Genomic DNA, 14,958 nt, shown 5'->3' on the forward strand with positions numbered 1-14,958 from the left:
CGTCACACGGCCGGTTCGGCGTCGAGTTCGCGGACCCGCGCGGCCAGCCCGGCCGGGGTGGGTGCGTCGAAGAGGTCGGCCAGCTTGAGCGGGACACCGATGTCGTCCTGGATCTGCTGGAGCAACTGCGCCCCGGCGAGGGAGTGGCCGCCGCTGGTGAAGAAGTTGGCGTCGGCGTCGACCTCGTCGTGGCCGAGGATGGCGCGCCAGTGCCCGACGAGCCGCGTCACCAGCGGGTCGGCGCCGTCGGGTGTCGGGTCGCCGAGGTCGGGGTGCGACGGTGCGGTGGACCGGTCCCGGTGGGCGTGGCCGGCGAGCTGCTCCAGCCGGGGGTAGTCCACCTTCTCGTTGGCGTTGACCGGCAGCGCGTCGACGGGGTGGAACTCCTGCGGGATCGAGGCGTGCGGCAGTTCGGCCCGGGCATGCTCCCACAGCGCCGCCGAGATGTCCGCGTCGCCGGTGGTCTCGACGAACGCGACCAGGCGGGCGTCGGCGCTGCGGTCGCCGACCGCGACGACCGCGACCGCCCGCACCTCCGGGTGGCTGAGCAGGGCCGCCTCGACCTCGCCCAGCTCGATGCGGTTGCCCCGCAGCTTGATCTGGCGGTCGGAGCGGCCGAACAGCTCGATGGTGCCGTCCGACCGCCAGCGCCCGACGTCGCCGGTGCGGTAGAAGCGGCCGTGCACCGGGTGCGTGCCGAACCGTTCCGCGTTGAGGTCGTCCCGCTCGTGGTAGCCGAGGGCGACGCCGTCCCCGGCGATCCAGACCTCGCCGCGGACACCGACCGGCAGTTGGCGGCCGTCCTCGGCGGCGACACCCAGGTAGGTGTTCCAGATCGGGCCACCGACGTCGAGCCGGTCACCCTCGATCCGGTCGACCCGCGCCCAGGTCGCCCACGTGGTGGTCTCGGTCGGCCCGTACGCGTGGTGCAGCTCGCAGCCGGTGTCCAGCAGCCGGCGGGCGATGTCCACCTGCACGATCTCCGCCCCGGTCACCACGCGCCGTCCGCTGAGCTGGTCGGCGACCTGGTCGAGCACGATCCGCCAGGTGGTCGGGGTGGCCTGGAGGATGTGCGGCTGGTGTTGTTCGATCGCCGCGCGCAGCGCCACGCCGTTGCTGCGGGCCTCGTCGGCGGCGACGGCGATCTGCCCGCCGCTGTAGAGCGGCACGTACATCTCCAGGTTGGCCATGTCGAAGGCGAACGTGGTGAGCCAGAGCGTGACGTCGGACCGGGTCGCGTCCAGGATGTCCACGTAGTGGGCGGCGGCGTTCGCGATGCTGCGGTGCCGGATCGAGACGCCCTTGGGCCGCCCGCTGGACCCGGAGGTGTAGATCAGGTAGGCGCGCTCGTCGGGGCCGGGCTCATGCGGGACCGCGGGCAACGGACCGTCCGGCGGCACGTCCGTGCCGTGGGCGTCGTGCAGCGCCAGGACGGTGACCGGGCGGTCCGGCGCCGCCTCCACCGGATGGTCGGCGAGCACGACGCGGGCGCCGGAGTCGCGCAGCACGTGCTGCACCCGGTGGGCCGGGTGTTCCGGGTCGACGGGCAGATAGCCGGCCCCGCACAGCCAGACCCCGAGCGCGTTGGCGATCAGGGTGGCGTCCCGGGCGGCGGCGATGGCGACGAGGTCGCCGGGGCGGACGCCGGCCCCGTGCAGCCGCTGGGCCGCGCCGGCCGCGGCGAACCACAGCTGGCGGTAGCTGACCGGGCCGGTCTCGTCGCGGATCGCGACGGCGTCGGGGGTGGCGAGCGCGTGGTGGCGAACGGCGGCGACGACCGTGTCGAAGGGGATGTCGTGGGCGGTTTCGTTCGCCGCCTCGATGACCGCGTGGTCGGTGGCGGACCAGACGGCGAGCTCACCGGTCGGGGTGTCGACGGTGTCGCCCAACATGGTCAGCAGGGCCTCGTAGCGGTGCAGCAGCGCCACCACGTCGTCCCGGTCCAGCACGTCGGTGGCGAAGCGGGCGACCAGGTCGATGCCGTCGTCCGCCGAGGCGACGAAGAACTCCAGGTCGTACTTGCTGAAGCCGTTGTCGATGACGAGCGGGCGGGCGTCCAGGCCGCCGATGCGGAACCGGGCCTGCTGGAGGGGGAAGTAGTTGAACAGGTGCCGGGTGAGCCGCGGGCGCCTGTTGTCTGCGGTACGCGGCACCAGCCGGGCGATGTCCTCCTCCGGCACGACGGCGTTCATCAGCGCGCCGAAGTAGGTGTCCCGGACCCGGCGGACCAGGGTGCGGAAACTCTCCCGCCGGTCGATCCGGGCGCGGATCGGCAGCACGTTCGTGTGGTGGCCGACGGCGCCGGCGGCCACCTTGCCGCGCACGTTCACCGGCGTGCCGACGGCGAGGTCCGGCCCGGACCCGTGCGAGGCGAGCAGCAGTTGGAAGGCGGTGAGCAGGATGACCGCCTCGGGCGCGCGCACCTCCTTCGGCAGCCGCCGAACGATCTCCCGGGTCGACGCGCTGAGCCGGTGGGTGACCTGGTCGCCGCGCAGGCTCGGCTGGTCCGCGTCGGGCGCGCCGCACGCCAGGCCGAGCGCCGCCGGGTCGTATCCGGCCAGCTCGGTACGCCAGAACTCGACGCTCTCGGCCGCCGGCTCCGCCTCGGTGAACGACGGCACCTCGGCGCGCAGCTCGGCCGGCAACGGTTCCGGCGTGGCCAGCGCGTCGTAGGCCCGGATCAGGTCGGCGAGGATGATCGAGCCGGAGATGATGTCGTAGACGAGGTGGTGGAAGGCGAGGCAGACGACATCGCCGTCGGCGTCCCGGCGCATCCCGGCCCGCACCAGCGGCCGGCCGTCGAAGGTGAACGGGCGGACGACGAAGACCTGCGGGTCACCGTCCGGCAGCCGCTCCAGCGGCACGTCGAAGTCGCCGGGGGCGACGACCTCCTTCTCCAGCGTCGAGCCGACCGAGTGGTAGACCGTGCGCAGCGTCTCGTAGCGGGCGAGGATCGCCCGCAGCGCGGCGGTCAGCCGGGCTTCGTCCAGCCGGCCCTCGACCTGGAACGCCAGGGTCAGGTTGTTCGGCGCGCTGTCCGGAACGAGGCGCTCCAACAGCCACAGGGCGGCTTCCTTCCGGCTGGCCGGGGTCCGTCCCGTCACCGCTGTCGCTGCGATATCCACCCTTGCCTCCCACCCCGGCCGGTGCCGCTGTCGGTCCGAACTGTAGGGACGCTCCCGGCACGCCGGGTACCCCTTGACCCGCGGACCGGGGGTGGTCGAGTAGGGGATCGATAGGGGTGCGCGAAGCCGGAGCGGCCCCCCGCGCTGACCTAGGCTCGGTCGGCATAGCACACCCGAATGCCCTGACTGGAGCGGAACATGGCGCGAGCTGATGGATGGCGGGTGCTTGCCGAGCCCGACCACGCCGAGCGGGTCATCCTGGCCGTCGACTTCGATGCCACCGGGCGGCCGGAGGCGAGGTTCTCCGATCTGGCGGAACGACTGACTGTCGACTGCGCGTTCTGGGAGACCCTTCCGCCCGGCCCCGACATTGAACGGACCGCGTCCGGGCCGGCGTACATCGAGCACTGGTGGACGGCGTTCCAGCGCCGGCCCCGGCCGGTGGCCGCGGTGATGGGGTTCTGCGGCGGCGCCGTCTACGCGGCAGCCCTGTCCGAGCGCGTCGCCGCCTGGCAGGGCAGCGAACCGCAGCTGCTGCTCTTCGACCCCGAGATCGCGGTGCCGCAGACGCTCGTGTGGCAGTTCCACAAGGTCGTCGGATACCTCGCCGGGGTGCTGCCGATGGAGGACATCCAGCGCGCCCAGGACGCCGCGCAGGACCTGCACGACCGCGAGTGCGGGATGGCGGAGATGTGCGAGACACTGTGCCGGCTCACCCTGGAGATGGGTGACGTGGCGTTCGCGCAGGCCGGGCTCAGCAAACCGCTGCGCGACGAGCTGATGGGGACGTTCTGTTCGTTCCTGCGCTACCTCACCGCCGCCGCCGAGCTGGACCCGCTGCCCCGCTGGCGGACGGCGACCGCCTTCCAGTCGGTCACCGAGCTGAGCGGGCTGCACGCCGTGCGTACGTCCGGCATCGGCGGCGCCGGGCCACTCGTGGGCCGGGAGATCGCGGTCGACGACGAGCACGCGAAGCTCCTCGCCAACGACGAGGTGGCGGCCACGGTGTCCGGCCTGCTCGCCGGCGACGGGAGCGCGCGGTGAGCCCGGCGTCCGCGGCGACGCGCACCGGCACCCCCTGGCTGCGGCGGTTCCACCCGCGCCAGGACAGCGAGGTCGAGCTCTTCTGCTTCCCGCACGCGGGCGGCTCGGCGAGCGCCTACTTCCAGCTCTCGCAGCAGGTGGCGCCGCGGGTGCAGGTCTCGGCCGTGCAGTACCCCGGACGGCAGGACCGCCGCAACGAGCCCCGCATCGACAGCGTCGACGAGTTCGCCGACCGGATGTGCGCCGAACTGCTCGCCCAGCCGGCCCGCCCGTTCGCGATGTTCGGGCACAGCATGGGCGCGGTCATCGCGTACGAGACGGCACAGCGACTGGCCGCCGCCGGCCGGGTGCCGGTCTGGTTCTTCGCCTCCAGCCGTCGTGCCCCGTCCCGCCTGCGGCACACCGACGTGCACCGGCGGGACGACGCGGGCATCGTGGCCGAGCTGCGGTCCCTCGCCGACGGCGAGGTCGGCTGGCTCGCCGACGAGGAGCTGCTCGCGTCGTTCCTGCCGGCGATCCGCAGCGACTACCGGGCCATCGAGACCCATCCGTACCGTCCCGGCCCGCCGCTGCGCTGCCCGGTGACCGCGTTCATGGGCGACCGTGACCCCTACACGACGCCGGACGAGGCCCAGTCGTGGCGCGACCACTGCACCGGGCCGTTCGACCTGCACGTGTTCCCGGGCGGGCACTTCTACCTCGACAAGCACACGGCGCAGGTGGCCGCCCACGTCGGTCGGGTGCTGGGCACCGCGGCCGGGGTGGCGCCGCGCGGGGAGGCGTAGATGCGATACGAACTACTCGGATCGTTGCGGGTGATCGGCCCGGACGGTCCGCAGATGCTCACCGCCCGGAAGATCGAACTGCTGCTCGCCGTGTTGCTGGTCCGCGCCGACCACGTGGTCAGCACCAACCAGCTCATCGGCGAGGTGTGGGGGGAGCGGGCGCCGCACCGGGCGACCGCGGGCCTGCACGTCTACGTGTCGGAGCTGCGCAAGTTCCTGGCCCGGCAGCGGCCCGGCACCGAGACCATCGTCACCCGGTCACCGGGCTACCTGCTGCGGCAGGGCGACGACGAGTTCGACTTCCAGGACTTCCTCGCCCTGGTCGAGGCCGGCCGGGGCTACCACGCCGCCCACCGGTACGAGGAGGGGGCCGAGGTGCTCCAGCGCGCGCTCGCGCTGTGGCGGGGCCCCCTGCTCGGCGAGCCGAGCGACGGCGTCATCGTCGGAAGCTTCGCCGCCTGGCTGGCCGAGGTGCGGATGGAGTGCCTGGAGATCCTCGTCGACGCGCAGCTCGAACTGGGCCAGCACCGCCGGCTCATCGGCCGGCTGCGTCAGCTGGTCGCGGACAGCCCGCTGCACGAGGCGTTCCACCGCCAGCTCATGCTGGCGCTCTACCGGTCGGACCGCACCGCCGACGCGCTCCAGGCATACCAGCAGGCGCGCGCGACGCTCAACCGGGAACTCGGCCTGGAGCCCTGCCGCGCGCTCCAGGAACTCCAGCACGCGATCCTGGTCGGCGACGAGCGGGTGCTCTCGGCGCGGGTGTAGACGCCCCGCACCGCCCGGTTCGGCTGGTCGTACGCCCTGCCTGCCCTCGCGTCCGGCCCATCGTGCACCGGCCCGCTAAAGCCGCGACAAAGCGACCGGGCCGCCGCCCGGTTGGCGGAACCGGCCGCCGCCCGGCTACGACGCGTCGTCGAGACCGCTCTCGTCCCGGCCCAGCATCTCCGCGGCCAGCGCGGAACGGCGCTTGACCTTGAGCTTGCGGTAGATGCGGGTGAGGTGCTGCTCGACGGTGCTGACCGTGATGTACAGGCGCCCGGAGATCTGTTTGTTGGTGTAGCCGTGCGCGGCGAGCATCGCCACCCGCCGTTCGGCGTCGGTGAGCTCATCGAGGCTACGCCCCGCCTGCGACCCCCGCGGCACCAGCACCGTGGGCTCGGCCGGGGCGGCCGGTTCGGCCACCTTCTCGACCGGCGCGGCCTCGGCCCGGGCGGAGCCGCCGCGCAGCAGCTGCAGACCGATGGGTTCCGCGCCGCACTCCTCGGCCAGTTGCGCGGCCCGCCGGATCCGCAGCCGGCCGCGGGCGCCGTCGCCGGCGGCCCGCAACGCGTGCCCCTGGTCGGCGAGCGCGCACGCCAGCTCCAACCGGTCGCCCGCGCCCTCCAGCAGGTCGGCGGCCTCGGACAGCAGCGGCCCGCGCTGGTGGGCCGGAAGCGTGGCGGCCAGCAGCCGCATCGCGACGCCGCGGGTACGCGCGTGGTGCCGGGCCGGCTCGTCCGGCCGGCGGTCGTCGAGCCGGTCCAGCTGGGCGCGGACCAGTTCGGCCGCGGCTGCCCGCCCGCCCAGGTGCAGTTCGACGCGGGCGAGTTCGAGCCGCCACGGCACCAGGCCGTCGGTGTCCATGCCCCACCGGGTCATCAGGCTGCCGCACAGCCGCAGCTCGTTGGCGGCGGTGCGGGCCCGCCCGGTCGCCAGGTGGTGGCGGGCGGCGGCCTGCAGATACGGCAGGCCGAACGGGGTGCGGAACATCGCCTCCGGCACCGGCTGGGTCAGGTGTTTCTCCGCGTCGTCGAGCCGGCCCGCGGTCGTGGCGGCGTTGACGAGCGTGGCCAGGGGCACGCCGACGGCGACACCCCACCCGTGCGGCGACACGTCGGTGAGGGCCGCGCTCGCGTGGTGCGCGGCCCCGGTCAGCGAGCCCGTCCGCAGCAGTGCCTCGGCCCGCAGCGCGTGGAAGACCGCCGTCCAGGTCGGTCGGTGCGCGAACGCGTCGTCGGTGGCCAGCTCGTCGAGCCACGCGAGGCTGTTGGCCGGGCAGCCCGAGTAGGTGAGCGCGGCCACCGCCGGGGCGAGTACGGCCGGGTCGACCGACGTCGGGCCGTAGCGGCGCAGCAGCAGATCGGCGGCCTGTGCGGCGTCCGTCGCCCGTCCGGGCTCGAGTGCCGTGCCGAGCGCCGCGATCGCGTCGAGGCAGGGGTGGACGGCCGCCGACTCGGCCAGCCCGGGTTCGGCCGGCCGGTCCGGACCGTTCGGGTCGGGACGTATCAGCGCGAGGAGCATCTCCGCGGTGCGGATGCGTGCCGGTGGCGTGGTGTCCGGCCGACGAAGCCGCAACGCCTCCGTGGCGTCCTCGGCGCGGCCCTGCCAGAGCAGGTAGGGTACGGCGCTCGCGGCCTCCGCGGCCGGAGCGCCGCGGCGCAGGCGCAGCACGATCTCGTCGAGTTGCGGCGCCGCGGACCGCGGATTGAGCTGCCAGCGGGCGCGCAGCAGCATCATCCGCGCGGCGGCGCGCTGCCGTGGGTCGAGCGGCCCGCGCTGGGCCAGCTGGAGATAGACGTTCGCCCGGTCGGCCCGCCCTCGCGACAGCTCGTGCTCGGCCGCCTCGTGCAGGGAGGAGACCGCCCAGGTGGCGCCGGCCCATCCGGCCGAGACGAGTTGTCCGGCCACCGCGTCGGGGGAGGCGCTGTGCGCGAACAGCGCGGTGGCCGCCCGGCGGTGCAGGTTCCGTCGTTCCTCGTCCGGGACGGCCGCGAGGATCCGCTCGATGATCCGCCGATGACGCAGCCGGTCACCGTCGGCGAGGCCGGCGCTCTCCAGGATCCGCATGGCACGGGTCACCGCCTCGGGGACGACGTCGAGCATCTGCCCGATGGTCTCCGGCGGCGCCGGCCGGCCGAGGACGGCGGCGGCGTGGGCCACCGCGCGGGTCTGCGGCTCCTGCCGGTAGAGGCAGGAGAGCACCGCCTGGTCGAAGGTGTGGCCGGCGACGCCGGGCGTCCGGGCGTGCTCGGCCAGCCAGTCGTCGACGAACGCGCGGGCGAGCAGGGGACTGCCGCCGGTGGTCCGGTGCGCCTCGCCGGCGATCTCGTGCGCGGTGACCGGATCGGTGTGCTCGGCGATCAGCTCGGCCAGTCCCTTTTCCGACAACGGATGCAACGCTATCCGGGAGAGGTGGGGTGAACTGAGCAGTTCGGCGCGGAACTCGGGGTGCGCGGGCACCGCCCGCGGCGATTCGGCGAGCACCAGCATGATCGGGGCGCGACGAATGCGTCGTGCCAGGTGCGAGAGGCAGAACAGCGACATCGCGTCGACCTCGTGCAGCCCGTCGATCACGATGCAGAGCGGCGCGACGCCGGCCAGGGCGAACAGCCCGGCGAAGATCGCACCGAGCAGCGCGGTGACCGCGGGACCGTTCGCCGCGCGCGGGTCGAGCGGGTCGGCCCCGCCGGTGGGCAGGCGTGAGGTGACGGCGAGGATCATCCGGCGAACGCGGTCCGCGACCGCGTTCGGGACGGTGGCATGCTCGAAGAGTTGGGCGATCGAACCGAGCGGGGTGCCGCGCCCGGTGAACGAACCGTCGGTGCCCAGTGTGCGTCCGCCGGCCGAGTGGACCTCGTCCGCGAACGCGTCCAGCAGGGCGGTCTTGCCGCTGCCGGCCCCGCCGGTGACGAGCACCACCTGCCCTCGTCCGGCGCGCGTGTCACGCCACGCGCCGGACACCGTGCTCAGCTGTTCCTGTCGCTCCACAAGTGGCATCGAGCGAGCTTCCCTCCCCCCGAGGGCGCAGGCCGTCTTCTCTGCGCGGGCATGGTCGATCACGTCCGGGACATCGTTCGTTCGCGCGTGGCAACCTCCGGTGTGGACGCCGGGACACGATCTCCGTGCGGTCCGCGCGGACCGCGGGCTGAGGCGGCCGATGCGGGGAACATGCCGAGTGTTCCAAGGTGCCGTCGCGCTGCGCAACGACAGATCACCCCACTGTTTCCGGCCCGCCCCCGGGAAGGAGTCCCGTTGTGGCCCCTAGGGGTTGACCGACGGCGGCGCGATGGATATGGAGGTGCCCGTGGCTAGTCGGTGTCGGTGGCGAGCAACCGGGCCGCGAGCTCGCCCCGCCCGCTCACCGACAACTTCCGGTAGATCCGGGTGAGCTGCTGCTCCACCGTGCTTGTGGTCAGGAAGAGGCGGCCCGCGATCTCCCGGTTGGTGTGCCCCTGTGCGGTCAGCGTGGCCACCCTTACCTCGTCGGCGGTCAACCCGCGTACCGCCTCCGGCATCGGCGTGGCCGTCCAGGCCGACTCGCCGGGCGCCCCGCTGCCGGCCGAGTAGGGGTCGAGGCTCCACTGCTCGACGACCCGGTCCGCCCGGCGCGTGGCGTGGCCGGCCCGCCTGTGATCCTCGGTGAGACGCAGGGCGCCGGCCAACTCGCTCAGCGCCCGCGCCAGCTCGATCCGGTCGCTCGACATCTCCAGGGCCCGGATCGCGTCCTCGAGCGTGGCCGCGCGATCGCGCAGGCCGACACAGCCGGCGAGGGTACGCAGGGCGGCGCCGCGCTCGCCCGGATGCCCCGCGCCGAGCCGGTCGAGCTGATCCCGGACCAGGTGTTCGGCGGTGCTCCGGCGGCCCAGCCTGAGCAACGCGCGGGCGGCCTCGGTACGCCACGGCACCAGCGCGGGCAGGTCGTGGCCCCAGCGGCGCATGAGCTCGCCGCACCGCCGGAAGTCGCGCAGCGCGAACCGGTCCGCGCCGCCGGCCATCGCGTGGACGCCCCGGGCCCGGAGATAAAACAGCCCGAAGACGCTGTCGAACATCACCGCCGGCACCGGGGTGCGCAGCCGGACGGCCGCGTCGTCGAGCTGCCCCAGGTCGGTAAGCGCCCGCACCGACACGGCGAGCGGAAGACCGATGGCGACCCCCCAGGCCGGCGTGGAGAGCCCCCGCAGCGCCTCGTCCGCGAGGTGGTACGCGGTCCGGGCGTCACTGCGACGCAGCGCGATCTCGGCCCGGACGGCGGTGAGCAGCGCTGCCGACAACCGGTCGAGGGCGGGACCGCCGAGCAGTTCCCCGCACCAGGCGTCGGCCCGGTCCAACCGGTCGGCGAACACAAGCGTGGCCAGCGGCCAGATCAGGGTCCAGTGCACCGGCTCCCGGGCCCCGCGCGCCCGCAGCGCGTGCTCGGCCGCTTCGGCGAGGGCGTCGTCCCCGCCCCGGCGTACCGCGGCCTCCAGGCCGGCGATGCCGGCCAGGCGCGTGCGCAGCGTGGCCGCCCCGGCCCGGCGCAGCGGTGGGCGGTGCGGTCCGTCCCGCTGCGCCGCCGCGAGCTCCGGGAACAGCAGATCGATCCAGAGGCCGGCCAGGAAGAGGTCGGCCGGGTCGTCCGGGTGGGCGCCGGCCGCGTGGTGCCACACCTCGCTCGCCTCGGTGACCCGGCCGAACCACAGCAGGTGGCGGATCGGCTCGACGGACCGGGCACAGTCGAGGCCGGCGGTGCGCACCGCGCTCGGGACGTCGGCCAGCTGCCGCAACCCGGCGTCCGGGTCGAACCGCAGCTGGAGGTCGGTGAGAGCGATCCGGATGCGGGCCTGCCGGGCCTCGTCGTCGCAGTGCCAGGCGGCGTGCCGGAGGCAGCGCCGGGCGAGCTCGGGCTCCGCGTCGGCCAGCTGGGCCGCCGCGTCGAGCAGGCTCTCGGCCATCCACGGCTCGGCGGCCGGGTCGATGGCGAGCAGGTGGGGCGCGATGGCGGTGGCCGACGCGCCGTCGCGGCGCAGGGCGGCGGCGACCCGACCGTGCAGATCGGCCCGGGCCGGATCGGGCAGCCCGTCGAGCACCGCCCGCGCCAGCGCCGGATCGCCGAGGCCGCCGTCGGTGACCAGACCGGCCGTGGTCCCGGGTCGCAGCGCCGGCAGTGTCGACGCGGCGCCCGGACCGAGCACGCCGGCCAGGACGTCGCGGGAGAGCCCGTCACCGGCGACGGCAAGCACGCGGACCGGGTCGAGCACGTCGGGCTCGCACCGGTGGAGGCAGGCGAGCACCGCGTCGCGGTACACCGCGCCGGCGACCAGCCGACTGGGCGCGTCCGAACGGCCGAAGGAGTCGTCGAGCAGGGCGCGCACCAGCAGCGGGTTGCCGCCGGTGACCCGGTGGCACTCGGCGCCGAGTTGACGCGCCAGCTCGACGCCGCAACGGTCGGCGAGAACCTCGGCGACGCCGGACTCGGACAGCATGGCGAGGGTCACCCGGCGGACCCGGGCCGGACGCAGCAACCCGGTGAGCGCCGGCGAGCGCGGGCCGACGCGTTCCGCCTCCGCCGTCACCAGCCGGACCAGCGCCGGCCGCGGTTCCCGCATCAGGTGGGACAGGCAGCGCAGGGACGCCGCGTCGGCGTGGTGGACGTCGTCGACCACGATGACGAGCGGCGTGCCGTCGGCGGGGCGCGGGTGAGCCTCGTCGAGAAGGCGACAGATCTGCCGTACCGCCTCGTCCGTCTCGTCCTCGGTGGTCAGCTCGTATGCCGCGGCGAGCCGTTCGGCGATCTCCCGGCCGGTCCGGGCGGGCACCGGCAGGTCGGGGCAGAGCTGCCGGAGCACGTCGAAGGGCAGGGCGCCCAGCCCGGAGGACGCCTCGGCGGTCGCGATCCGCGCGCCGCGCCGGGTCGCCCGCCGGGCGAACGCGTCCAACAGCCGGGTCTTGCCGGAGGCGACCGGCCCGCTCACGACCACCATGTCGGGACCGAGATCATCGGAAAACATTCGCTCAAGCAGTGCGAGCTGCTCGTCGCGCTCCACCAACCGCACCAGTCGGTCCCCTCACGTCACGTTCCGGGGTCTCGACGATCGGTCCGAGGAATGATGAAATCCGGGCGACCACCAGAACGGCGACATCACGGTAATCCCCAGCCGACCCGGTCACAACCCGGACATGCGCGCGCCGGGGGCGATGGCGTCCGCGGCTGAAGGGCAGCTTTAGCGATACGTTGGCCGGAACGCCGACGCTGCGGTGGTGACAGGGACAGAACAACGCGGCGCGGCAGTCATGACTGCCGTCGAGGCGCCGACGCCGGAGAGTGTGCGTGCCGCGGCCCGGCGGCTGGCCGCCCGCGTCGTGACCACCCCGGTGGTGCGGGACGACGAACTGGACCGGCTCGCCGGCGCCCGGCTGTGGCTCAAGGCCGAGTGCCTGCAGATCGGCGGCTCGTTCAAGATGCGTGGCGCGCTGCTCGCGGTCGGCCGGCTGGCCGGCGCCGGCACCGCCGGGGTGCTCGCGCAGAGCACCGGCAACCACGCGATCGCCGTCGCCCGGGCCGCGCGGGAGGTCGGCGTGCCGGCGACGGTGGTGCTGCCGACCGACATCGCACCCGGCAAGCTGCGCCGGATCCGCGCGGCGGGCGCCGAGGTGCTGCTGGCCGGCACCACGCTCGCCGAGCGTCTCGCGGTGCTGGCCGAGGTGCGGCGCACGCGCGGGCTGGACGTCGTCGACCCGTACGAGGATCCCGACGTCGTCGCGGGTCAGGGCAGTGCCACGGCCGAGATGCTGGCCCAGGTACGCGCCGCGGGCGGCCGCCTGGACGCGATCGTGCTGCCGGTCGGCGGTGGCAGCGCGGTCGCCGGAGGTTGTCTCGCCGCCGAGGGCGAGGACGTGCGGGTGGTGGCGGCCGAGCCGGCGGCGGTACCGGCCCTGACCGAGGCGCTGCGGGCGGGGCGCCCGGTGACCGTCCGGACGCGGCCGACGATCGCGGACGGACTCCGGCCGGACCGCATCGGCCAGCTGCCCTTCGCCCTCGCCCGGGGCCGGGTCGCGGACGTGGTCACCGTCGAGGAGGCGGAGATCGCGTCCGCGCTGTGTGCGGTCCTGATGCATGCCCGCCTGCTGGTCGAGCCGGCGGCGGCCACCGCCCTGGCCGCCGCGCTGCGGCTGTCGTCCCGCCCCGGCGACCGGTGCCGGGACATCGGCGTGCTGCTCAGCGGCGGGAACGTCGACAGCGGTCTGGTCACCCGCCTGCTTGCCGGTCACCAGGGTTGAGACGGGGTGCCCGGCCCGGCCGGGCACCCCGGTCACTCCGCGGCTCTGGTCTGCATGGTCCAGCGGAAGATCGGCAGCCCGGTCTCGGTGAACTCGTCCATCCGCTCGAAGTGCTCCCACGCGTTGTAGAACGGGACCTTCACCTTGTTCTCGGCCATGAGCACCTGCGGATTCCGTAGGTTGTCCGGCAGGTAGCCGGGACCGCCCTCCAGGCGGCATTCCTCGTAGCGGACATCGGTCATGATTCGACACCTCCATAGTGTCGCGCCGATTTAGTGGCGCTTCTCACGCTAAGGCGGCGTGGAAATGGCTGTCAACCCTCAGAAAAATCGTTTCGGCGCATCGCGGTCCGCTTAAGCGTCGTATTAGTGACGGGAAAGAAGGATGCCGGACAATCGCTTTCGCGGCCTGGGTTCGCGGATATCGCGTCGGTTGCGGGCCGGCGGGTGCACGTGGGCGGTCGGTGTCGTCGTCCGCCTCGAACTGCTGTTGTGCCCGCGCGGCGGACGGCCCGGCCGGTTCGGCCCGATCAGCGGGAACCTGGCGGAACGGGACCTGCCCGAGCGGCCGTTGACGGCGGACGAGCACCGCGCCTGGCTGCGGCTGGCCGCCGCGCTGCAAACGAACGACGAGGCCGGATGAGACCGACCCCTGCGGACCCGCCGGCATAGGGGGCAGGTTAGGGGTGTCGAGCCAGTTCGACGCGATAATACGATCGGATTCGGCCACTGGACCGACGATTGGTAATCGCAATGGACGATGTCGAAGCGGCAATTCCACCCGCCTTCCCGATGCCTCGCACCTGCCCGGTCGATCCGCCCGCCGGCTATGCGAAAATTGCCGCCGAGCAACCGATCTCGAAGGTGACGCTCCCCACCGGCAGGACCGCCTGGCTCATTCTGGGCCACGATTACCTGCGCCAGATCCTGGCCGATTCCCGGGTCAGCGTGAACCGCCTCGACCCGGCCTACCCGCACCTCGTCGAGATGGACGGGCAGGCGATGGGCGCCATCTCTCTGGTCAGCAAGTCCCTGGTGGGGCTCGACCCGCCGGAGCACACCGTGCACCGGCGGATGCTGATCAACGAGTTCACCGTCAAGAAGCTCGCCGCGATGCGCCCCCGCATCCAGGCGATCGTCGACGAGTGCATCGACAACCTGCTCAAGCAGGAGCAGCCGGCCGACCTGGTGACCGCCCTGTCCCTGCCGGTGCCGTCGCTCGTCATCTGTGACCTGCTCGGCGTGCCCTACACCGACCACGGGTTCTTCCAGGAGCGCACGCTCGTCGCGTTCAACCGCAAGTCCACCCAGATGGAGCGGATGCAGGCCGGCGCCGGCCTGCTGATGTACATGGACAAGCTGGTCACCGGGAAGGAGGCCGCGCCGAGCGACGAGGACCTGATCGGCCGGTTGATCACCAAGTACCGCGAGGCCGGCAACTACGACCACGCGCACCTGGTGGGGCTGTCGATGCTGCTGCTGATGGCGGGCTTCGAGACCACGGCCAACATGATCTCGCTGGGCACGCTCTCCTTCATCCAGAACCCGGACCAGCTGGCGAAGCTCACCGACGACGGCACCCTCGCGGTTCGCGCCGTGGACGAGCTGCTGCGCTACCTGAGCATCGTGGACGTGTCCGGCGGCTCCCGGGTGGCGCTCGACGACATCGAGATCGGCGGCGTGACCATCCGCAAGGGCGACGGCATCATCGCCCTGCTCAGCGGTGCGAACCGGGATCCCGGCCACTACGAGCGTCCGGACACGTTCGACATCGACCGGGGCGCCAGGTCGCACGTCGCCTTCGGCTACGGCATCCACCAGTGCCTGGGCCAGAACCTGGCCCGCCTGGAACTGGAGATCGTCTACCGGACGCTCTTCGAGCGGGTGCCCACGCTGCGCCTCGCGGTGCCGGTGTCGGAGCTGCCGCTGAAGGACGAGGCCAGCATCTACGGGCTGGCCGAGATGCCGGTGTCCTGGTAGGACGGC

General features: G+C 73.5%; 10 protein-coding genes. 6 read left to right on the top strand and 4 right to left on the bottom strand.

Annotation, left to right across the window (positions count from 1 at the left end):
• Positions 1–2 precede the first annotated feature (2 nt).
• Positions 3–3,104, bottom strand: coding sequence for an amino acid adenylation domain-containing protein (locus O7613_RS07590; RefSeq protein WP_282292961.1), 3,102 nt, complete (start codon positions 3,102–3,104; stop codon positions 3–5).
• A 219-nt stretch (positions 3,105–3,323) separates the two neighbouring features.
• Here O7613_RS07590 and O7613_RS07595 point away from each other — a divergent pair, with 219 nt between their 5' ends.
• From O7613_RS07595 to O7613_RS07605, 3 genes are read left to right on the top strand one after another with little or no spacing between them, the layout of a single operon-like run.
• Entirely contained in the window at positions 3,324–4,169 is an 846-nt protein-coding gene (locus tag O7613_RS07595) for a hypothetical protein (protein WP_281583473.1), read from the top strand.
• Entirely contained in the window at positions 4,166–4,954 is a 789-nt protein-coding gene (locus O7613_RS07600) for an alpha/beta fold hydrolase (RefSeq protein WP_282292963.1), read from the top strand. The genes O7613_RS07595 and O7613_RS07600 overlap by 4 nt, the downstream gene beginning before the upstream one ends.
• A complete protein-coding gene (locus O7613_RS07605) occupies positions 4,955–5,722 on the top strand; it encodes an AfsR/SARP family transcriptional regulator (protein WP_281583471.1) in 768 nt (255 codons plus the stop codon).
• Positions 5,723–5,857: 135 nt separating this feature from the next.
• Here the strand turns inward: O7613_RS07605 and O7613_RS07610 are convergent, their stop codons facing one another.
• Together O7613_RS07610 and O7613_RS07615 are read right to left on the bottom strand one after the other, a co-directional pair.
• Positions 5,858–8,713, bottom strand: coding sequence for a LuxR family transcriptional regulator (locus O7613_RS07610; RefSeq protein ID WP_282292965.1), 2,856 nt, complete (start codon positions 8,711–8,713; stop codon positions 5,858–5,860).
• Between the two features lie 311 nt (positions 8,714–9,024).
• Positions 9,025–11,748, bottom strand: a complete 2,724-nt coding sequence (locus O7613_RS07615) for an AAA family ATPase (RefSeq protein WP_348775400.1) — start codon at positions 11,746–11,748, stop codon at positions 9,025–9,027.
• A 238-nt stretch (positions 11,749–11,986) separates the two neighbouring features.
• On the opposite strand from O7613_RS07615, the gene O7613_RS07620 reads away from it, so the two are divergent.
• Positions 11,987–12,973 (top strand): pyridoxal-phosphate dependent enzyme, encoded by a 987-nt coding sequence (locus O7613_RS07620; protein WP_281583468.1) that lies wholly within the window; start codon positions 11,987–11,989, stop codon positions 12,971–12,973.
• A 32-nt stretch (positions 12,974–13,005) separates the two neighbouring features.
• Here the strand turns inward: O7613_RS07620 and O7613_RS07625 are convergent, their stop codons facing one another.
• Positions 13,006–13,215, bottom strand: coding sequence for a DUF5988 family protein (locus tag O7613_RS07625; RefSeq protein ID WP_281583467.1), 210 nt, complete (start codon positions 13,213–13,215; stop codon positions 13,006–13,008).
• 142 nt (positions 13,216–13,357) lie between these two features.
• On the opposite strand from O7613_RS07625, the gene O7613_RS07630 reads away from it, so the two are divergent.
• Complete coding sequence (locus tag O7613_RS07630) at positions 13,358–13,615, top strand: hypothetical protein (protein ID WP_282292967.1); 258 nt, start codon at positions 13,358–13,360, stop codon at positions 13,613–13,615.
• A gap of 221 nt (positions 13,616–13,836) precedes the next feature.
• The gene (locus tag O7613_RS07635; RefSeq protein ID WP_281583465.1) at positions 13,837–14,952 is read left to right on the top strand and encodes a cytochrome P450; all 1,116 of its coding nucleotides are present in this window, start codon (positions 13,837–13,839) and stop codon (positions 14,950–14,952) included.
• The last annotated feature ends 6 nt before the right edge of the window (positions 14,953–14,958 follow it).

This window comes from Micromonospora sp. WMMD975, from assembly GCF_029581215.1.
In the GTDB taxonomy this organism is placed as follows: Bacteria; Actinomycetota; Actinomycetes; order Mycobacteriales; family Micromonosporaceae; genus Micromonospora.